We start from the raw sequence: 19911 nt of genomic DNA, 5'->3' as shown, positions 1-19911 counted from the left end.
AACGTGCTAAATTGGAGTTACTTGAGAGGATTGAGTGATAGTTTGTCGTTCTTTCTCGGCTTGTTTTCCATAATCTTCGGAGTTGGTTTTTTTAATTTCTGGCGCTTGGGTGAGAAAAGCGTGTACGTGTTTCATTTAGAGCCAAAAAACCAACTGGCCTTTGGGGTTAACGTGCTCTATGAATACAAGCGCCTGGCTTTTGGTATAAGCCGACGTTTGGAGATCACGGCCACAGAATTGCCGATTGTTTTGCGCCGCTTGTTTTGTGTTCTTGTCGTGTTCAATATTTCTCTATTAACGCTGGATAATGTGGGTTTCGAAAAGCTAAAAAAGCTACCTTCAAAAATAAGTCTGTCGGAGGTTGAGTATTGCTCCAGCACAGTGCAAAAACTGGAAGCTGTTCAGCCAAAGGAAGGTTGTGAGTTAATCCTTAGGGCCTATAAACTGGGTTATGCGAAAAGCCTGGGGCAGTGTGAACCCAAAAAACCGGATCCGGCCAAAATGCGCGCGTGTGAAAAGAGACGTGAAGACGAGCCCTATTTGCACTACATGACACGATTGTTAAGCACTTCGGTGCAGAGCAAAATTGAGAACTTTACTGAGGACAAGGTTCGGGAAGTTGAGACAAAATTCAAATTACAATTGGATAAACTGGAGGAGTTGAAAGACTATCAATCCTACGCCATAAAAGCATCTCCAAGGGCATCACATCATATCTGGACCAATCTGCCCTATCCGGGAAATGCGTTTGTGCAAAAGTTTCGTGAACTTCTCAGGCCCAACTACTGTGTTAAGCGCTTTCAAAATCAAACCAACACCATTGCCCTGGCACCAGACGATGAGAGAAATAGCAGCCGTTTGTTTGAGCATGTGTACGGCCAGTTATTGTTCAATCCCAAAAGCGATATTACCGTGGGTTTTTGCAAAGAATACCAAATCCATTGGAATTCCGCTCCGGACACTTGTCAGAAACTGGTGGCTAATCCCGTGGCAACACTGGAACAGGAAAACGTAATGGAGCAGCTGGGGCTGGTTTTGAAAAGGCATGACGTCACTAACGCTATACTCAACCTGGAGGAGCAACTGCAAAAACTAAGCCGCTCTTCGGAGCAAGAGCAACCGGGTAATGATCGTTCCCAAAATAGTGCTGATGCGCAATCCGGGCAAAGAACCAAGGGTAAAATCATAAAAAATAAAATTGCCAGGGGTAAACAGCAAATTCGTTCCAAAAATGAGATCGTCAGTTTTCAGTGCTTTATGCAGAACAGCGAATTCCCGGCGACTACCGCTACAGAGAGATTTAAAATGCACGGTTCAGAATTTGAGGTGCGTACCCGAAGTTTTTCATTGCCAAAGACAAAAGGCGATTCGCAAATTGCCATGTACAATGAGCTGACAAAAGTTTTGGAAAACCGGTTCCACTATTCTCAACTGATCAGCCGCTCGGATATCGATATTGCGGGGAGCGGTGTGCGCGATGCCGATCAGCTGAACCAACCCTTGTACTTGTTGGCCCGACTGGAAATATTAAAAAATGCCGACATTTTTTTAGGCAACAGTTGGGTTCTTGATCGTGAAGATTTGTTGGATGTCTATCCTTATCATGTTCACTTGCAAAACTATGTAAAGAGTTTTCGTGAACAATACCAACAGGGGCACGGGCGGTTGTGAGAAGAATTGTGAGCAGGATTTTGAACAAGCCGTTAATTCAGTGCTTTACTATGTCGTTGCTACTGTGCTTATGGCACAGCACAGCCTACGCTGATAAACCCTATTTGGAACAAAACCGTCTGGCATACATAGAAAGCGTGCTACGGGCTTTTGATAAGGCCAAATTGCAAAGCCTCAGAAACGCCCAGGCCTATATCCATGCGGTGGAAAGAAATAACTGCCGCTCCGATGTTACCGAGCTGAAAGTTGAGTGTTTGCTGAGGTTTGCCAAAAACAACTGCCGTGAATTGGGGGTTGATGAGTCACGAGTGGATTGTGAGCTGTATTCCGACATTATTATTGTGAATAAACTCAGTGAAAAAACCTTTATCAGTCGTTCAGAGCGGTATCGCTTATTGAAAAACGCCAATGAAGATTACCGCATTGTGATGGACAACCGGCTGCAACAAAAATATGCCGGACTGGTGACTCAATTCTCACTAAGTCCTGCGGCCAAGTGCAAAGTATCGGATTATGCTTGCATGGCCGCAGCGTTGGACCACTTCTGCCTGGACTATACCAATTCACAAAGCTTGTCCTGGCAATACTGTATGAGCGCTACTTTGTGGTTTATTGGTACAAGCAAACTGGAATAATATGTCTACAAAAATAAATAAAGCCTTAATCAAGGAAATGCAAAACCTGGACGCGGCCGGTTTGCTCAGAACCGAAGCCATGGTTACACAAACCGAAAACATGGAAGTGTGTTTGAGCGAGGCGGATTGTTTCCTGGATTTTGTCGGTACTGATTTGCTGGGTTGGAAAGCCAATAAAAAACTTAAAAAGGTCGCGCAGGATGCCTTGAAGCAATATGGTACAGGCAGTACGGCTCTTCGAAGTTCTGTTGGTACAATGGGTATACACCGGCAACTGGAACAGGCTCTGGCTCGGTTTCTGGGTGTTGATGACGCCATGGTGCTGGGCTCCGCCTATTTGGCTAAGCTGGGTTTGTTTGAAACCTTGACCAATGAGCGCGATACTTTGTTTCTCGATGAGATGTGTAACCCGGGTTTGTACGATGGGGCGCGCATGTCCTCTGCCAATGTGGTGCTGTACCGCCACAAAGACTATGAGCATCTGGAGTACCACCTCAAATGTTCTCAAGGTGCCCGCTACCGACTGGTAGTGACTGATGGTGTTTTCGCAAGTAGTGGCGAATGCGCAGATTTAAGTAGTATTTTAAAGCTCACCAAGGACTATGATGCCATTGCTGTTGTGGATGACAGTCTTGGTTTGGGTTTATTGGGCAGCAACGGCAGCGGGTCATTCGGTCATTTGCTATTGGAAGACCGGCCAGGGTTGATGGCCGGTTCCTTTGCGTATGCGCTGGGTAATGTGGCCGGTGGGTTTATTGCCGGCGAACAGGAACTGATCAACTGGCTGAGGCTCACTTCAAGGCCTTATTTAATCTCTGAGCCGCTGTCACCCGTCAATGCTGCCACCGTTTTGTATGCGTTGGAGTCGCTGCAGCAGGATCAATCCATCCTCGAAAAACTCAATGCCATTTGCAAATATGCCAGAAGTCAAATCACCAAAAAACGCTGGAAGCTGCTGCGTACCAAACATCCCATTGTAAAAATCAATGTCGGCAGTACCCTTAATGCACAAAAAATGGTTGAACACATGTATCAGAACAAAATCCTGGTGAGCGGCTTGTGTTATCCCAATACCCCGGAAGGGGCATCCTTGCTGAAGTTTAATATATCCGCGCGCCACAGTGAGGCTCAAATAGACCAACTGGTAGATGCTTTGGAGCAGGCCTTTGCCAGCCTGGAAAAATAGAAAAGCCAGGGTTAATAAAACCAAGGTTAATAAAACCAAGGTTAAAAAAACCAGGGCTAAAAAACCGGGCTAACAGAAGGGTTTAGAACATAGCATTTTCTATTATTAGCATTGATTGCGCTCGGCTCCCTGCTTGCCCGGTTTTCATTTCCAGGGAATTCTTGGGAAAAATAGCGCTAACTTGCTATTTTTATTATATATTATCCAGATTCTCTCGGATTCGGGTTCTCATTTAAACAAAACTCCGTAAATAGGATATACTCACTCGGCAAGCCAAATAAAACGGCTTGTTTTACTAATATAAATTCTGCAGCCATGAACATCAGCGTTAGTAAACTCATTGTCAATTACATGGAGCGTCTAGGCATAGACACCATCTTTGGTATGCCTGGCGCACATATCCTGCCGGTTTATGATGGTCTTTATGACTCGCAAATTAAAAGTGTTCTTGCCAAGCATGAACAGGGCGCGGCCTTTATGGCCAGTGGCTATGCGCGGGATTCCGGAAAAATCGGTGCTTGTATTGCCACCGCAGGGCCCGGTGCAACGAACCTGATAACCGGCATTGCCAATGCCTATGTCGACAAGCAGCCGGTTTTGGCGATTACCGGCGAAACCTCCACCCACATATTCGGCCGCGGTGGTTTGCAGGAAAGCTCCGGAGAGGGCGGAAGCATTGACCAGAATATTCTGTTTAAAGGGATTACCCGCTATAGCCGCATGATAGAGCGTACCGACTATTTGGGTAACGTTTTAAATCGCGCATCCAATATTCTACTGTCTTCCAATCCCGGGCCGGTATTGCTCAGTCTGCCTTTTAACGTGCAAAAAGAGCAAGTGGACGCGAGTATTCTGGATGACATCAAGACTGAGCGTAATCCCCATGCCGGGCAGCCTGAGAGCAGTCAGTTTTCGCAGGCCATCGAATCGTTGACGGATCTCATTGTTAAGGCTGAACATCCCATTATTATCGCCGGCTACGGCTGTGTCAGAGCTGGATGTCAGCAAGAGCTTACCGAACTCAGTGAGTTGATGAGCATCCCCGTGACTACCAGCCTTAAGGGTAAGGGGGCGGTCAATGAAACATCCGCTTATGCCCTGGGCAGTATGGGGGTAACCTCATACGGCAATGCCCGCCAATACATTTGTGACGAAGCGGATTTGTTGCTGGTTCTGGGGGCCGGGTTCAATGAACGTACCAGCTATCTGTGGCAAAAGGAATTATTAAAAGACAAGAAAATCGCCCAGGTCGATATTGATGAATCCCAGCTGGAAAAAGTTTTTAAGGCGGATGTTGCCATTCAGGGTGATATCAAACAGGTGATTTCCGGCGTTCTCAATAACATCAAACGCAACAAGCTTTCTGCAAAGGATAAAGATAATATTTTGCAGGCGGTGGACAATCTGAAGACGGACATTGGCCAGGATGCGGAGACGTTTAATCAGCGTTTTGATTTGGTGAAACGATTCTTTAATGACCTTGAGAGAGCCTTCCCGCGCGGTATTCGTTTGTTTGATGATAATATCATTTTTGCGCAAAATTTTTTTAATGTCTCTACGGAAAATAGCTATTATCCCAATACGGGTATTTCCTCATTGGGTTATTCTATACCGGCCGCCATTGGCGCTCAATTTGCGGAGCAAAAGCCGACTTTTTCCGTTATAGGCGACGGCGGTTTTCAAATGTGCTGCATGGAAATAATGACGGCGGTGAATTATCGTATTCCGCTCAATATCATCATGTTCAACAACTCCACTATGGGTTTGATTCGCAAAAATCAGCACCAACAATACAATGAGCGTTATTTGAATTGTGATTTTGAAAATCCTGATTATGCGTTTCTGGCCCGCTCTTTCGGCATCAAGCACAAGCGTATAGAAAACGCTGATGACCTTGATGGTTTGTTCGACGAGCTGGACTTTAGTAAAGATATTAATCTTGTTGAAATCATGATTGATAAAGATGCTTTTCCAAATTATTTTTCCAAACGTTAAAACCACGTCAACAAAATGAAAAGTGATCCGTTTCAGGCGCTCAATAATTTCCTGCAATCGCGCTTGTATCATATTCATTGCCGCAGCATCGCTGCTGATCTCGATGACCTGGTTCAGGAATCAGAGCCGGACACGGATAAGTCGCTTGCCTTGTACGAGCAAGTAATTCCCATGGTTGAAAAGGAATTGTGGTGTGGCGAATGTGACAAACAGTTACAAGAGCAGTATTCGTCGATCTGTCGGGAAATGGAAAACCATATCGCAGGGCTTGCAAGCGATACTCGTCACAACTTTATTATTGTGATTCCGGTTGCGGATCGTCCCCGGCACCTGGAAATTTGCCTGAATAGCCTCCTGGAATTATGTGGCAGCTTTAACTATGGCGGTAGAAGCCAGCAAGCCTATAACAAAGTATCGGTGGTTATCGCCGATGATAGCCAATCGGGTGAAAATATTCGCGCGCATCATAAGCTGGCTGAGGCGTTTACGAAAAAAGGTTTGACTACAAAATATCTTGGCGCGGATGAGCAATACGATCTGGCTAGTCAGGTACTCAAAAGCGGCGGTCTAGGAGAGGTGCTTGGCAAGTTCCAACAAAACCGTTTTTATCACAAAGGGGCTTCCATCACGCGGAACATTGCTTATCTGTATCTAAGGCGGGTTGTGGGCAGGTCCGATAACACGCTGATATACTTTATTGATAGCGATCAGGAATTCAGGCTCAACTGTACGGTCCAAAAACAGGGTGCTCAAGAGCAAGATGTTATGGGTTTGAATACCTTCTATCATTTGGATAGACTGTTTAGCAAAAATGATATCAAGGTTTTGACCGGTAAAGTGGTGGGCGATCCGCCGGTGTCGCCTTCTGTTATGGCGGGGAAGTTGCTGAATGATATCCTGGATTTTCTTGAACAAATAGCATCGGTTGATCCTGAAACTGCTTGTTTATTTCATCATCGGGACGTAATAGGCAATGACGATGCTGCCTATCACGATATGGCGGCATTGTTTGGTTATGCGTCTGAGCGAACGAGCTATCGTTATGCCTGTACGCAAACGGGGGAGCACAATAATGGTTCCTGCTTTGCCCGTTTCGCAAATCAGTTACAACGGTTTTTTGATGGTGAACATCCTACCCGGCATATGTTTTTCCATTACGAAAATATTGATGCCAGCCTGAAGCCTGCGCGGACGGTTTATACCGGTAATTATGTAATACAACCGGAAATGTTAGATTGGTTCATACCGTTTGCCAATTTGAAGTTACGCATGGCAGGGCCTGTGTTGGGCAGGTTGCTGCGCAGTGACGTGGGGGATCAGTTCGTTACGGCCAATTTGCCCATGCTGCATAAACGCACGGTTGAAGAAAAAGGCCGGTCTGAGTATCGTCCGGGTATTGCTCGGACGGACGAGAACATTGATCTTTCCGGGGAATTTGAACGCCAGTTCTTCGGTGACGTTATGTTGTTTAGCATCGATGACTTAACCCGCAAGGGTTATCCGTCGGTGTTGCCCAAGCAACAGGAAATCGAGACAACGATTTTGAGCGTCGAAGACAGGTTGCTGCAACAGTATGCGGACCAACATGAACATATCACAAAATCGCTGGAGCAATTATTTCTAGAACTTAACAAACCGGAGCATTGGTGGAATGTCCCGGTTTTGCAGGAAACTTTGCCAGAGCTTGACGCGGCAAGAAGGTCGTTCAACAGCTTTGTTGACAATATGCAATTAAATTTTGGTGAAAGTGCCATTACGTATCGACGCATTCAGGACAGCGCTATTAGAGAGGAATATCGAACATTGATACTAGATGCGATTCTGAGCTATCCCAGGGTGAAAACAGTGTGGCGCGAACTGGTTTCGAGTAACGACTAACAACAAACTTTATACATATGAACGTTTTTATTCTCAGTACCGGCCGCTGTGGGTCTATGACATTTAGTAAGGCTTGTGAGCACATTGCTAACTACAGCAGCGGCCATGAAACCCGCTTGCCGCTGATTGGAGAGGATCGGCTGTGCTATCCGCAAAACCACATCGAATCGGATAACCGGCTGTGCTGGATTCTTGGTCGACTGGATGAGGTCTATGGCGACAATGCCGTTTATGTGCATTTGAGCCGTGACAAGCAAAAAGTGGCCGAGAGTTACGCGCGCCGAACGGGTTTCGGTATCATGAAGGCCTATCGAGAAGGTATTTTATTGGGCGGTGTGCCATCGCAATCCACTATGGAAGTCGCACTGGACTATATCGAGACGGTGGAAGCCAATATAAAGCTGTTCTTGTATAACAAAAGCCGCACACTAAAGTTCAGTTTGGAGAGTGCCAAACAGGATTTTAAAACCTTTTGGGATTTTATTGGAGCCGAAGGTGATTATGAGGCTGCGGTAAAGGAATGGGATATACCGCACAATCGCTCAGAATTATAGGAATTGATTCAATCGTTGGTAGATGAAAACTATGCAGCTTACCCCTGATGATCTTGACTATCTTTCTGACAAAGCGATAGCTGCGGCCAAGGAAGCCGGAGCAATCATTGCAAGCTTTGCCGATAAGGCTGTTTCGGTACAGCATAAGGAAAGTGGCGACACCTTGGCCTCGCAGGTGGTGACCGAGGTGGATTTGCGCAGTGAAAAGGCCATTGTTGAAATGCTCCAACCTACGTGTGAGCAATATGACTTAGCCTTATTAACCGAAGAAACTGAGGACGATAAGGCGCGTTTAGAGAAAGAGTATTTCTGGTGTGCAGATCCCTTGGACGGTACGTTGTCTTTTATTGAGTCCATCCCCGGCTATTCCGTGTCTATTGCGTTGGTTTCCAGGTCCGGTGCGCCACTGATTGGTGTGGTTTATGATCCGGTGACGCGTACCTTGTATTCGGCAGTGCAAGGGCAGGGTGTTTTTCGCAATGGTGAGCCTTTCGCCACGCCAGAGCCACAATCGTTGACAGCAAAGCCCTTGGCACTGGTGTGTAATCGTGGCTTTGTTAAACGGCCTGACTATCCGCGCATATACGAGGCCTTGGTGTCTGTTGCGAACCGATACGGCTGTGCTGGAATCCGGGTTATGGAAGAGCATGGTGCCGTGTTGAATGCCTGTCGTGTATTGGAGAATCCCCCGGCTGTTTATTTTATGTTTCCGAAGCCCGGTGTAGAAGCCGGTGGCAGCCTATGGGATTTTGCAGCCGTAGCAGCGTTGTTTTCTGAAGCAGGGCATGTAGCCAGTGATTTTTTTGGGCAGCCGTTGGCGTTGAATCGTGCGGACTCGACTTTTCTGAGCCACCGTGGGGTATTGTTTGCCACGGATGTTTCACTGGCCGCTGAAGTTGGTGAGTTGTATACGCAATCATAGCCAAATTGCACGCTCTAAAAACGTTTAATAATTAATGTGTTATGCGATTTTGCTGGGGCGTGAATATTCACATTTTTGCTCGGTTGGCCTTGTGGTATATTTTTGTGTGGATGCTTTAAGGACTTCGTGAATTGTCTGGGAATTTAAGTGACCTTGCGCCAGTGGTGCGCGGGTCGGGTATTCTTGCAATTGCGGTTTGCTTATTGTTTCAAATTACAGGTTAGATCGCGATCACCAAGAGTGAATAATAATGAGCACAAGTGCAACTAAACTCAATGTCCATAGTAGAGCTGGTTTTGTCAGAAAATCTGTCGAAGAGAATGATATTACAAAGACAGTAATTGATAGCATAATGCCTTACTTTCCAAAAGAAAGTCTGGTTATCGGTGGATGGGTTGACGATAGCAAGCAATACTGGAAAGCTAATTTCCATTGGGAATATCTTTTACGCCATTTGGATAAAGCGAAAGAATTGGATATTGATGCGAAATACAAAAAGAACATTGATTCCATTCGATCCTCGCTTTTAGGTAACAAGCCCAATCCAGCTGAGGGGTATATCAGTAGTCGGGTCATGGGGCAGCCGAAAGATCAATCGGACAAATCCGCTATCATTAAGCGCTGGAAAATTGTAAAACAGGCTAAAAAGGACTTTAAAAAAATAATTGATAAAGCCGGTATTTTGAAGGGCATGGATAAAAAGAAACAAAAAATTTGGTTGCTGGCCGTGGCTCCCGTAGCCAAGCCGGGTACCAGCAAGCACTCTACCGGTTATGCGGTGGATATCGCGGGTGATAACAATAAGATCGTCAGTATCAGTAAAGCACTCGGTGCCACAGTGGTGTTTCCGGAAGGATCCCATGTTCATGTAGAATTTGCCAAAGGCGTCGCAGGTAAAACCTTTACTGCACAGCAGAATATTAAACTACCTTCTGTTTTTGACCTCGATTCGCACTATACTGATGATGCCTGCGTATTGTCACCGGTAGAACTGGCCGAATTGAAGCTTGATATATGCAATGCTTCCACAACAGGTTTGTTTTCCGAAGAAGTACCGCATGCGTGTATTATTCAAGACTTGTTCAACGACAAGTTAGAATCCTGGAATCCCTGAACAAGGAATATACAATGCGCTCATCGCGTCGGTCGGCTCGGTTGACAGACGGTCCCTTTAGTCGGGTAAGTCAACTGATTTTGGGTTTTACTCTGTTGTTATTTGGTTGTGTCGCCCAATCGGGGCCGACTCTTTTAGCCGATGCATCCAAAGCAAGTGACGTAAAAGCAGACGATGCTAAGGCCGCAAATGCGTTGCTGGACAAAGCCATGGCCTTGTATGCGAAGAGCAAGGATGTTGAGGTGGATGATTGCGCGCTGGAAGGGAATTGGAATTTTCGATTGCTGCATTTGATTTCACAGGCGGTTGAGTTGGATCCAAAGGCTACTTTGGCCAGGCTGGATAACTCCAAAGAATTTGGGTTTAAACAAAGTGATTACTACGGTAAATGGAGGCTGGCTGTAACTCAAGCTTGGACCAAAGAAGCGGTAACGGCGGTGATGCGTGATCGCCAATGGTGGCCAACCGTTAATAGTTTCCCCCCTACTAGCGTAGAGTTCCAGGAGAATGGTCATATAGTTCTTAATAGTCTGGACGGCGACAACAAAGTGGGCGAATGGCAGGCCGAAGAGGGGGCCATCCAGGTCAAATATGAAGGCAAAAATGCGACCTTGAAGATCCAAGCCAATAAATATTATTTTCAAATGGGCCAGGCCTGGTTTTATTTTCTTGATCTCAAGGCTAAATCCATAACCATGACTTTTCCTTGGGAAATGCCGGTTGTAGCGGGTCCGCGCGTGGGCGATTGCGGCGATTATAACTTTTGATAGTGTTTTTTAACGCTATTCCCGGTTGCATCCCTTACAAGCCTGGGCCTGGCGCCGGTTGCTGATGTTTGCAGTCCCCACCATCCGCCGTAGTTATATTGTTACGATGTGCTACTATTTTTAGACTTCCTCCGCACTATTGGTTTCTATATCTGCTTGATAGTTATACGAATATTCCGGCTGTTTCCTAAGATCGCCAGTGTTTTTGGGGTATGGTAATTGCAAGAGTGCAAGATTGGGAAAACACTGAAAATCTATCCACTGTGGAGACTGAAAACATTGCAACCAGACCGTGCCGCAACACATTCCAATTCTGATAATGTTTCCGTTGTTAAATCTTCGCCGGCAAGTACGGATAATGGCCAATGGTGTTGTGACAGCTGTCAGGGTAAACAATTTACCAAGCTGTTTGACGCTCCGGGATTTGACGATATCAAGGAAAAGTTCACACTGGTGCGCTGTGATCAATGTGCTTTGGTTTCCGTTCATCCCTTGCTGAGTGAGCAAGAGCTGGGTCCTTATTACAGTGTTCAATACTACGGTAGCGCGGATCAAAAATTTACCGGCCCGGTGGAGCGGTGGACTCGGTTTACCCATGAACGTTTGGCCAAACGAATCCTGAGTTTTTTAAGGCGAAATCCTCGGGGTGGTGACGCAAGCAGACCGCCGAAAGTGTTGGATATCGGTTGTGGTCGGGCCAGTTTACTTAGCGCCTTGGCTCAATTGGGTTGTGACTGCACTGGATTGGAGCGTGAGGACTTTCCCGAACATAAAGACAAAGACAACGTTAAAATTCTTTATGGAGATATAAGTCATAAGGAGCTGGTTGCAGATTCTTTTGATGCCATTGTGATTTGGCATGTGTTGGAGCACCTAGGTTCGCCTCATGAAACGGTGCGAATGGCTCGAAGACTACTCAAACCTAATGGTTTGTTATTGATCGGGGTGCCCAATTTTGGAGGATTTCAGGCCCGCCTGTTTAAACAGCATTGGTGGCATTTGGATTTGCCACGCCATCTTTACCATTTTACTGCCCAGTCATTGGGAACGTTGTTGTCTAAAGAAGGTTTTCAAATAAGAAAGAAGGATACCTTCACCATTGATCAGAGTTTTTTTGGTTTCCTGCAAAGTGCTTTGAACCGGATGTTTCCTGCACAAGCTAATTCTTTGTATGGCAATCTTAAACCGGACGGTAGTGGTGGCGGCCTTTTGTTACCGCAGTTGTTGTTGGCAGGTGGTTTGTTACCTGTCGCGGCAGTGGAATACGTATTGTCCGGGGTTGTAGGTCAGGGGAGCTGTCTTATCTATTATGCCACCGCTGTGGAGAGGGATAACAAATAGTCCTCGAGTTATAGTCTGTTCAAAGAGATTCTGAGTTTTGTGAGAAGCCGCGACAGTAAAGTGCACGCGGCTTTTTTGTGGTATAAATCCAATATGGGTTTTACAATAATGACGCCGATAAACTTGATGCACAGTGTCTATAATATGGTTGACAATACCGGGAAGAAGTTAGGCTATGTTTAGAAAAAATCGAATTCTAATGTATTTTGCGGTTCTATTTTTTTCCGCTTGTTTTGGTCCCAAAACTCCCCAAGAGGTTACCCGGGCGTTTTGGGAGTCCGTGCTACAGAATGACGCTGAGGATGTTGTCGAGTATTCAACGCTGATAGAAACCAAGCAGTACGACCGCTTTTCTAAAGATTGGGTCGGGTTCGAGCCCAGCTGGGGGCGGGTAGTTATGGAAGGTGATAATGCCAGCGTAGAAACCACATTGCGTAAACCGGGCGCACAATCCGAGGAACGGCACTTTACTACGCATTTGGTGCGACGCAACAAGCAATGGATCGTCGATTACAGTCGCACTGCCGACGAAGTGCAGGGCGGTGCGATTGCCGGGTTGTTCGGTAAACTGGGTGAAGTAGGTAAGGAGTTATCCAAGCAACTGGAATCAGCGGCAAAAGAATTCGGTGCAGAGATCGAACGAATGGCAGAGGAGTTGGAGCAACGTGCTGAGCAGTGGGATCCGCAGGCTGATAATGATTTAGAAAGATTCGCTGAAGAGTTGCGCAATAATCTACAGGAATTACTCAGGTCCATTCAGAAAGCATTGGAACAAGATGGGATGTCGGAGCAAGATCGCCGGGTTCTGCAACAAGTGGTCAGTCAGTTGAAACAGGATCTTGAGAATATTCAGCCCAATATAAGATCCATATCCCAAGTTAATCGTAATGTTGCTACTGCTATGCAGCGATTGTTGGATTTGGAAACTCGGGTATCCGATAGGGTACGCGAGCAATGGCAGGATATGGCGCAAAGTCTGGAAGCGGATATGAAAAGTTTGCTGGGGCAGTTGTCTTCCGGTGCTCAGGAACTATGACGTTTTGCCGGTATAGTGTTGTAATTGATGTCTCAAGCCAGTAAGGCATTGCTCCAAAACAGGGGACTCGCTTTCACGGGAATAGACCAAATAGGCGGGTTGTAAATATTCCGGCGTACTGGGGGGCGCGTACAGTTTTCCAGATTGGATATAAGGTTCGGCCAAACGGGAAGGCAGGTAACAGCTGCCTCCGTTGTTCAGTACTAACTGAATGGCAAGCCAGCCAATATTTACAATTTGCCCCGGTTGTTCCAGGTCCGGGAAGGTTTGTGCATGTTGGGTATGAAATTCATGTCCCCATTGGACGTATACATAGTCATCTCCCGGTTTTTCTTCACCTTCATGTGTGGTGACAAACACAAGCTTTTCATCAAATACGTGTTCAACGATAACTCCGGGGCTGTGTCGCGGTGTGTACATAAGACCGATATCCAATGTGCCTTCGATCAAGTGTTGCATGAGGTCTTCTTCAAATCCGATTACGCTGTGTATGACGATTTTATCGGTTTTTTGCCGTAACCAACCCACCCACATAGGAAGAATGCCTTCCCAGAGGGCGATACGAGCACCAATGCGAACTATTGCATGGTAGCGGTCGTGCAGTCCTATCATGTCTCGAGCCTGATCTGCGGTCAATGCCAGGCGTTTCGCGTAAGGCACGAACTGATTCCCGGCAGGAGTAAGAATGGCGCCACTTCGGTTACGAAAAAACAAATACACTCCCAATTCCTCTTCCAGGCGTTTGATACGTGCACTGATGGTGGATTGAGTTAAGCACAGTTGTTTGGCTGCCTCGGCGAAGCTACCGGTGGCTGTGATAGCCAGAAAGGTCTTTGCTTGATTTATATCCATGTTCTGTTTATCGGTTTTCGGTCAATTGTAAAAGTTTTGTAGCTTTTTACGGCAAGTCCCTATTTATCAAGAATTTGATCTAGGCTTCTTTTACTTATGTTTTCTGAATGCTTTCAATTTCAATAGCCATCGAAATTATCGATAGGTAACTGCACAAAATATTGTTTGAACAAATTTGTAGGAGATACTAGCATTTATAACATGTAAATAAAATACACCTTATGGAATTTTCAGGAGAATGGCATGACCGCTAATGTTGGTTTGCAAATCACTACAGGGAAAATGATCGGCTGGATAATTTTGGTGATGGTGTTATGGGCGGCGAATGGGGTCTATGCCGCGAGTCATGTGTTTGACATGACTATTGATGAGGTCACCATTAAAGTGGCCCCCAATTTGGACTACAAGGTATTTGGATTCAATGGTCAAGTTCCGGGACCGCTGATCCATGTGCGTCAAGGCGATCAAGTCACCGTAAATGTGACCAATAATTCATCACTACCCCATACGATTCATTGGCACGGAATTCATCAGAAAAACAGTTGGCGCAGCGATGGTGTGCCGGATGTTACCCAGAAACAAATAGAAGCTGGAGAAAGTTATACCTACAAGTTTAAGGCGGATCGTGTGGGTAGCCTGTGGTATCACTGTCATGTAAATGTTAATGAGCATGTGGGGATACGCGGTATGTGGGGGCCACTCATTGTTGACCCGAAGAAACCCGGTAGTCTGGAAAAGAAAGTAACTGTTGATGCCATCATGATGTTGAGTACCTGGGAATCTGCATCGGCGGATAAGTACGGAATTGGTGGAACCCCCAAAGACTTAGCGGATTTTTTCTCCGTCAACGGTAAATCTTTTCCGTTGAGCCAGCCATTACGGGTAAAAAAAGGAGATGTGGTCAGAGTCCGCTTTTATGGTGCCGGTGGAGCGATACATGCCATGCATAGTCATGGTCACGATATGCTGGTCACTCACAAGGATGGCTTGCCGTTGGACAATCCCTATTATGCCGACACAATTTTGGTGGGGCCGGGAGAACGCTATGACGTGATTATAAAAGCGAACAACCCCGGTCGTTTTATATTTCACGATCACGTGGACACCCACGTCACCGCAGGTGGGAAGTTCCCCGGAGGACCCATTACCGTTATGGAGTATGAAGGCATAGAAATGGAAGATTGGTATGTCTGGAAGGACAAAGTCTATGATCCCAACTTTTTCTACAGCCAGTCCCTAAAAAAGGGTTATGGGATGTTTGATCATGATGAGTTTAAAGGTAAAACCGAAAGTCTGCGACGTAGGAGGAATTAGGTATATGAATAAACTGCTATTTGTATGTGGTTTGATCCTTTCACTTCCGGTTGTCGCCGATGGGGACGCGATTCTTAAAGAAAAATGTATTGAGTGTCATGCAACGCATAGTGACGGGCCGAGAAGCTTGCAGGAACTCTGGAAGTTAAAAGGGCCCAACTTATCCTCGGCAGGACTTAAATACAAGAGTGCCTGGATGAGGCAGTGGTTGACAAATCCTACGCGTATTCGTCCATCTGGAATGTTCTATGGCAACAACATTGCCCCTGGTGCTGAGAAAGACGAAGTCGATGCGAGTAGATTACTAAAGCATATGGCACTATCCGCTGGGGAGGCCAAAGCGGTTACGGAGTCATTGATGAAATACAAAAGGCAACAAAAACTGTTCAAATCCGGCGCCTACAAACAGGGTTCGATCTCTGCGAGTATGGGTGATTTGCTGTTTGTGAAAATCAGAGGTTGTTCCGCTTGTCACCAGATAGAACCTGGTTACGGTGGGGTCAGTGGGCCGGAAATGTATACCGCAGCACAGCGTTTGCAGGAAGATTACATAGTGAGTTTCTTGCTAAATCCACAAGCATGGTCACCGTTGAATTTTATGCCGGCTCTTAAATTAAAAGACCGGGATATCCAAAAGTTTGTGCACTACTTTAGCGCCTTGTCAAAGGAGCAAAAATAATGAAAAGGATAATGTGTATTGTTTTCTGGATGCTGATTTTGTTTTTGGGGCCATTGCATGCGAGGGAAAATACCGAGTCGCCACAAGCGCTTTACAAAACCTACTGCTGGCAATGTCACGGTATGCAGGGTAACGGGATGGGGGTCAATATAGCGGATATGTCCGTACAACCCAGGGACCACACAGACGCCAAGCAAATGTCAGCCAGGTCAGATGAAGAATTGTTTAAGGTTATAAAGGAAGGTGGTCAATCTGTTGGGAAATCCGTTTTGATGCCTCCATGGGAAGGTGTTTTGACTGACGAGGAGATACAGGAGTTGGTGGTGTATCTAAGAATGCTTTGCAAGTGCAAGTAGCGCCTGTGGTGCAGGTTTTTTTGAATAAAAGTGGGTAGGTCTTTGGGTCCCTGGAAAAGGGAATGGTATGGTAATTAACTGGAGTGATAGCTATGAATATCCTATTGAGGAAAATAAAATCGGGAGGAATAATTTTTACCCTGTTGGTATGTATTTTAGGGGCTCCTGCTTTAATGGCAAAAACTGTAAAAGTGAAAATGATCGCAAAAGAGACCACTGTGGAGATCGACAACAAGGGAACCAAGTATCCGGCGTGGACTTTTGATGGCGCAATTCCTGGAAAGCTCGTTCGTGTGCGCCAGGGTGATATCGTGGAATTTGAATTGGTCAATCCCAAGACCAATAAGGAGTCCCATTCCATGGATTTTCACGCGGCAGAAGTGGATGTGCTGGATGAGTTTGCGCCGGTAAAGCCCGGTGAGACTAAAGTGTTCAAATTCAAGGCTAATCGTGCCGGGGTCTGGATGTACCATTGCGGAGCAAGTGTAATGGCACAACATATTGCGCGCGGTATGTACGGTTTGATTATTGTCGACCCTAAAAAAGGCTACACAAAGAAATTCCCTAAGCCGGATAGAGAGTATGTGTTGGTTCAAGGGCAATATTTTCCGGATGCCGAAAATTATAAAGCAATGATAAATAATGAAGGTTCGGCGGGATCATTGATAAATGGAAAGATGTTTCACTACGATCCCGTACATGACCCGGATGCCTCCAAAGTACTGCAGGCTAAGCCCGGTGAGCGCGTACGAATATATTTCGTAAATGCCAACATCAATGAACCAGTTGCCTTGCACCCTATCGCCGGAATATGGGATCGTGTGTATATTAACGGGAATCCCGATAACGTGTTAAAAGATATGGCGACTTATAATGTTGCAGTGTCCGAAGCCGGTATCTTTGATATTGTATCCCCTAAAGATAAAGCCACGAATAACGCCATCGTAGATCACGCCATGAAAGCCGCATTGCGCGGAGCCATAACGGTGTTGATGAATAAGCCTGATGCTGACCCTAAAGCAGGGAAAGGCGACAATCTAATTATTCGGTAGTGAGAACCGCCGGTGGGGTTCACGCTCCACCGGTACAATTTTCTTTGCCAGCTGCGTTATGCTGGATTGAGGAATTTGCCGTAGGATTCCCGGTCCATGTCGACGATTTCAACCGTGATGACTGCTACGGGCAAGCCCATGGGTTGTAGGGCGGCTATAATAGCATTGCTAAGGCGCTTTTTGTTTTCCGAATTACGTCCCGATTTTATCCGTGCCTGAACGTGAATATAGGGTTTTGTGCCTCCGGCGTGGGTGAATGCTCTGAAACAATAAGCTCGTGTTTTTATGTGGCTGGTTTCGAACAAACCGCTTTGGGCCACGCAGGTATGGATAGTTTTCAAGACGGATTTTTCTTGTGATGGATCTAGCGCATTTTCCGCATATTCCACAATGATGTGTGGCATATTCATTTTTCCTTTTCAGTGATGACTAAATCCTGTAATTTAAGCTGATTTATGCCAGCAAGCAATTATTGTGGGGAAATTTACCATGACAAATTTACCGGATATTCTCGAACTCATTGCACTGGTTCGTACTGTTGCACAACGGGAATTAGTGCCACGGTTCGAACGAATGACGCAGCACACGAAGGCGGATGGCAGTATTGTCACCGAAGCGGATTTGGCTATGCAGTCTGCTTTGCAACAGCACTTGCAACAACGCTGGCCGGGATTTTCTTTTCTGGGTGAAGAGATGGAGCCAAAGCAACAGCAGGCTTTACTCAATGAAGCCGCTTCCGGATTATGGGTGGTGGATCCATTGGATGGAACCAGTAATTTTAGTCTGGGAATTCCGTTTTATAGTGTCTCAGTCGCGTTAATACAGGAGCGGACTATTCGTTTAGGCTTGGTTTATGATCCTGCTCGCGATGAATGTTTTTCTGCCGTTTCGGGACAAGGCGCCTGGCTCAATCAGCAAAGACTGGATCTCAATGATGCCCAACAAGTGCAGAAACTCACGGTAGCACTTGTGGATTTCAAACGATTACCGGAAGCCTTAGCAATGAAACTCGTGGCGAATCCTCCTTATAAGTCTCAACGCAGTTTTGGGTCTGTTGCCTTGGATTGGTGCTGGCTGGCTGCAGGCAGAGGCGATGTATATTTGCATGGGAAACAAAAACTTTGGGATTATGCCGCAGGCCATTTGATCCTCGAAGAAGCAGGAGGGGTAAGTTCCACTCTCGGCGGTGAGCCGGTGTTTGATGCGACTTTGCAGCCGCGATCTGCTGTGATAGGGATCAATCCCTTCATTTACAACCAGTGGTTTTCTTTTTTGTCTGACATATAGTGCAGAACTGAAAATCAAAGGGGCCGACGGCCCCTTTGATGGGGTTTATACCTTTTGCTAGTTGGATTCAAAAACGTAACCTTTGGCTTTTCCTTGTTTTAATACGGCAGAGGTCAAGGCCTGATCCATGGTTTTAGTATCTTTTTTCTCGGCTTTGCGTTGTTGCTCTTTTACGTAGACTTCCCGTTGTAAACTTAATCGACCAATTTCCTCTTGGATTTGTTTGCGTTCCTTGGATTTTTTGGCAATATAGGCTTTTTGCTCTGCCTTGCTCATTTTTTCCATTGTTTTGGGCAGCTGTTTGTTACTCAGTTTGTCCAAGTCAACAGCGCCCTGTTCTGCGGCATCGACTAAATCCCAAGATTCGTTTCGGTACAGTTTCGAAGCCTTGGATATCACTCGTTTTGACATCAAGCCTTGAGATACCTTCCGATTTTTTTCGTCCATGAGAGTTTGGCGTTTTGCTTTTTCCGCACCGACAGTGCCGTAGGGTATATAGGTTTGATTCAGCTTTTGGTTGAGCGTGAGCAATTGTTGATCTTGCGGTGCGTCGATGTGAGCAACGACGTGGTTGTGGTTTATGTTCATAAACTCGCCGCCGGCCAACAGCGCGCCGTTACGCCAACCGCTATTATTGCCTACGCTGAGTTCACCCGCGTGAATTGTGTTTACGGTTATACCCTTTTGTTTTGCCTCTTGTATGGCTGCTTCAAAGGCGACCGGACCCTGATTAAAGGGTTCGTTTCCGGCAATGAATATAAGTTTTATCGCGTCTTCGGAGGTGCTCCATTCCAAATCACGACCTGCTTCACGGATGACATAGCCGCAGTATTCTTCGCCGCCGTTGGTGGTGAGCGAAAATAGGGCCGCGGAAACTGCATCCAGTTCGGTGGTCAAGCCGGTAACCTGACGAATGTAACCGGTTTTTGGATCCAAGGCATTATTACCGTACTCATAGACGGCGACTTGCAGTACGGGGGTTATCCCATCTTTTTTGGATTTGGCGAACTGGTTGACTACTTGCCAGATTTGCTCGCGCGTCTGATTAATCAGCCCATCCATGCTGCTGCTGGTATCCAAAAGAATCGCCAATTGGATCAGAGATTGTTTGTCGGTTTTCGGTTTGGCAGTCAGAACGGGTTGTGGTGCAGCAACGTTTGTCACCGATTTCGCTTGAGCAGGCTTGTGTAACATTGGGTAGGCGATTATCACCCCGACCGTGGCCGCAAATAGCCCGATTCCAATAAAAAGTTTTTTCATCATAGTGTCCTC

At 46.2% G+C, this 19911-nt stretch carries 19 protein-coding genes; 16 read left to right on the top strand and 3 right to left on the bottom strand.

Annotation, left to right across the window (positions count from 1 at the left end; translation table 11 throughout):
- The first annotated feature begins 30 nt into the window (after positions 1 to 30).
- The 11 genes from OEY58_02770 (at position 31) to OEY58_02720 (ending at position 13099) form a co-directional block, all read left to right on the top strand.
- Positions 31 to 1671, top strand: coding sequence for a hypothetical protein (locus OEY58_02770; GenBank protein MDH5324363.1), 1641 nt, complete (start codon positions 31 to 33; stop codon positions 1669 to 1671).
- A gap of 50 nt (positions 1672 to 1721) precedes the next feature.
- Positions 1722 to 2306 carry a hypothetical protein gene (locus tag OEY58_02765; protein ID MDH5324362.1) on the top strand — a complete coding sequence of 195 codons (585 nt, stop codon included), beginning with the start codon at positions 1722 to 1724 and terminating at the stop codon, positions 2304 to 2306.
- Position 2307: 1 nt separating this feature from the next.
- Complete coding sequence (locus OEY58_02760) at positions 2308 to 3492, top strand: pyridoxal phosphate-dependent aminotransferase family protein (protein ID MDH5324361.1); 1185 nt, start codon at positions 2308 to 2310, stop codon at positions 3490 to 3492.
- A 315-nt stretch (positions 3493 to 3807) separates the two neighbouring features.
- The gene (locus OEY58_02755) at positions 3808 to 5487 is read left to right on the top strand and encodes a thiamine pyrophosphate-binding protein (GenBank protein ID MDH5324360.1); all 1680 of its coding nucleotides are present in this window, start codon (positions 3808 to 3810) and stop codon (positions 5485 to 5487) included.
- Positions 5488 to 5502: 15 nt separating this feature from the next.
- Entirely contained in the window at positions 5503 to 7365 is a 1863-nt protein-coding gene (locus OEY58_02750; protein MDH5324359.1) for a hypothetical protein, read from the top strand.
- A 56-nt stretch (positions 7366 to 7421) separates the two neighbouring features.
- A complete protein-coding gene (locus OEY58_02745) occupies positions 7422 to 7919 on the top strand; it encodes a guanine nucleotide-binding protein subunit gamma (protein ID MDH5324358.1) in 498 nt (165 codons plus the stop codon).
- A gap of 31 nt (positions 7920 to 7950) precedes the next feature.
- Positions 7951 to 8841 (top strand): inositol monophosphatase family protein, encoded by an 891-nt coding sequence (locus OEY58_02740; GenBank protein MDH5324357.1) that lies wholly within the window; start codon positions 7951 to 7953, stop codon positions 8839 to 8841.
- Positions 8842 to 9091: 250 nt separating this feature from the next.
- A complete protein-coding gene (locus OEY58_02735) occupies positions 9092 to 9955 on the top strand; it encodes a D-alanyl-D-alanine carboxypeptidase family protein (protein ID MDH5324356.1) in 864 nt (287 codons plus the stop codon).
- Between the two features lie 14 nt (positions 9956 to 9969).
- Positions 9970 to 10722, top strand: coding sequence for a hypothetical protein (locus tag OEY58_02730; protein MDH5324355.1), 753 nt, complete (start codon positions 9970 to 9972; stop codon positions 10720 to 10722).
- A 279-nt stretch (positions 10723 to 11001) separates the two neighbouring features.
- Complete coding sequence (locus OEY58_02725; GenBank protein MDH5324354.1) at positions 11002 to 12063, top strand: class I SAM-dependent methyltransferase; 1062 nt, start codon at positions 11002 to 11004, stop codon at positions 12061 to 12063.
- A gap of 175 nt (positions 12064 to 12238) precedes the next feature.
- Positions 12239 to 13099, top strand: a complete 861-nt coding sequence (locus tag OEY58_02720; GenBank protein MDH5324353.1) for a hypothetical protein — start codon at positions 12239 to 12241, stop codon at positions 13097 to 13099.
- Here OEY58_02720 and OEY58_02715 read toward each other — a convergent pair.
- Positions 13094 to 13951 carry a LysR family transcriptional regulator gene (locus OEY58_02715; GenBank protein ID MDH5324352.1) on the bottom strand — a complete coding sequence of 286 codons (858 nt, stop codon included), beginning with the start codon at positions 13949 to 13951 and terminating at the stop codon, positions 13094 to 13096. The genes OEY58_02720 and OEY58_02715 overlap by 6 nt on opposite strands.
- A gap of 306 nt (positions 13952 to 14257) precedes the next feature.
- Here OEY58_02715 and OEY58_02710 point away from each other — a divergent pair, with 306 nt between their 5' ends.
- The 4 genes from OEY58_02710 (at position 14258) to OEY58_02695 (ending at position 17352) form a co-directional block, all read left to right on the top strand.
- Positions 14258 to 15265 carry a multicopper oxidase domain-containing protein gene (locus tag OEY58_02710; protein ID MDH5324351.1) on the top strand — a complete coding sequence of 336 codons (1008 nt, stop codon included), beginning with the start codon at positions 14258 to 14260 and terminating at the stop codon, positions 15263 to 15265.
- Between the two features lie 4 nt (positions 15266 to 15269).
- Entirely contained in the window at positions 15270 to 15944 is a 675-nt protein-coding gene (locus OEY58_02705) for a c-type cytochrome (GenBank protein ID MDH5324350.1), read from the top strand.
- Positions 15944 to 16300 (top strand): cytochrome c, encoded by a 357-nt coding sequence (locus OEY58_02700; protein ID MDH5324349.1) that lies wholly within the window; start codon positions 15944 to 15946, stop codon positions 16298 to 16300. The genes OEY58_02705 and OEY58_02700 overlap by 1 nt, the downstream gene beginning before the upstream one ends.
- Before the next feature lie 173 nt (positions 16301 to 16473).
- Positions 16474 to 17352: a multicopper oxidase domain-containing protein gene (locus OEY58_02695; GenBank protein ID MDH5324348.1), complete on the top strand. Its 879-nt coding sequence runs from the start codon at positions 16474 to 16476 to the stop codon at positions 17350 to 17352.
- 56 nt (positions 17353 to 17408) lie between these two features.
- On the opposite strand, the gene OEY58_02690 is transcribed toward OEY58_02695, so the two are convergent.
- Entirely contained in the window at positions 17409 to 17756 is a 348-nt protein-coding gene (locus OEY58_02690) for a 5-carboxymethyl-2-hydroxymuconate isomerase (GenBank protein MDH5324347.1), read from the bottom strand.
- Positions 17757 to 17841: 85 nt separating this feature from the next.
- On the opposite strand from OEY58_02690, the gene OEY58_02685 reads away from it, so the two are divergent.
- Positions 17842 to 18639: an inositol monophosphatase family protein gene (locus OEY58_02685; GenBank protein MDH5324346.1), complete on the top strand. Its 798-nt coding sequence runs from the start codon at positions 17842 to 17844 to the stop codon at positions 18637 to 18639.
- A 57-nt stretch (positions 18640 to 18696) separates the two neighbouring features.
- Here the strand turns inward: OEY58_02685 and OEY58_02680 are convergent, their stop codons facing one another.
- Positions 18697 to 19902 (bottom strand): VWA domain-containing protein, encoded by a 1206-nt coding sequence (locus OEY58_02680; protein MDH5324345.1) that lies wholly within the window; start codon positions 19900 to 19902, stop codon positions 18697 to 18699.
- Positions 19903 to 19911 lie beyond the last annotated feature (9 nt).

This window comes from Gammaproteobacteria bacterium (assembly GCA_029882975.1).
GTDB lineage: Bacteria > Pseudomonadota > Gammaproteobacteria > SZUA-152 > SZUA-152 > JAJDNG01.
The sequence above is the reverse complement of the archived record's forward strand: the minus strand, read 5'-3'. Positions and strand labels throughout refer to the sequence as shown.

Coding starts and splice junctions, on each gene's coding strand:
- OEY58_02765 (MDH5324362.1), top strand. CDS start 1,722: ATGTCGTTGCTACTGTGCTTATGGCACAGCACAGCCTACGCTGATAAA.
- OEY58_02760 (MDH5324361.1), top strand. CDS start 2,308: ATGTCTACAAAAATAAATAAAGCCTTAATCAAGGAAATGCAAAACCTG.
- OEY58_02755 (MDH5324360.1), top strand. CDS start 3,808: ATGAACATCAGCGTTAGTAAACTCATTGTCAATTACATGGAGCGTCTA.
- OEY58_02750 (MDH5324359.1), top strand. CDS start 5,503: ATGAAAAGTGATCCGTTTCAGGCGCTCAATAATTTCCTGCAATCGCGC.
- OEY58_02745 (MDH5324358.1), top strand. CDS start 7,422: ATGACATTTAGTAAGGCTTGTGAGCACATTGCTAACTACAGCAGCGGC.
- OEY58_02740 (MDH5324357.1), top strand. CDS start 7,951: ATGCAGCTTACCCCTGATGATCTTGACTATCTTTCTGACAAAGCGATA.
- OEY58_02735 (MDH5324356.1), top strand. CDS start 9,092: ATGAGCACAAGTGCAACTAAACTCAATGTCCATAGTAGAGCTGGTTTT.
- OEY58_02730 (MDH5324355.1), top strand. CDS start 9,970: ATGCGCTCATCGCGTCGGTCGGCTCGGTTGACAGACGGTCCCTTTAGT.
- OEY58_02720 (MDH5324353.1), top strand. CDS start 12,239: ATGTTTAGAAAAAATCGAATTCTAATGTATTTTGCGGTTCTATTTTTT.
- OEY58_02715 (MDH5324352.1), bottom strand. CDS start 13,951: ATGGATATAAATCAAGCAAAGACCTTTCTGGCTATCACAGCCACCGGT.
- OEY58_02710 (MDH5324351.1), top strand. CDS start 14,258: ATGGTGTTATGGGCGGCGAATGGGGTCTATGCCGCGAGTCATGTGTTT.
- OEY58_02705 (MDH5324350.1), top strand. CDS start 15,270: ATGAATAAACTGCTATTTGTATGTGGTTTGATCCTTTCACTTCCGGTT.
- OEY58_02700 (MDH5324349.1), top strand. CDS start 15,944: ATGAAAAGGATAATGTGTATTGTTTTCTGGATGCTGATTTTGTTTTTG.
- OEY58_02695 (MDH5324348.1), top strand. CDS start 16,474: ATGGCAAAAACTGTAAAAGTGAAAATGATCGCAAAAGAGACCACTGTG.
- OEY58_02690 (MDH5324347.1), bottom strand. CDS start 17,756: ATGCCACACATCATTGTGGAATATGCGGAAAATGCGCTAGATCCATCA.
- OEY58_02685 (MDH5324346.1), top strand. CDS start 17,842: ATGACAAATTTACCGGATATTCTCGAACTCATTGCACTGGTTCGTACT.
- OEY58_02680 (MDH5324345.1), bottom strand. CDS start 19,902: ATGATGAAAAAACTTTTTATTGGAATCGGGCTATTTGCGGCCACGGTC.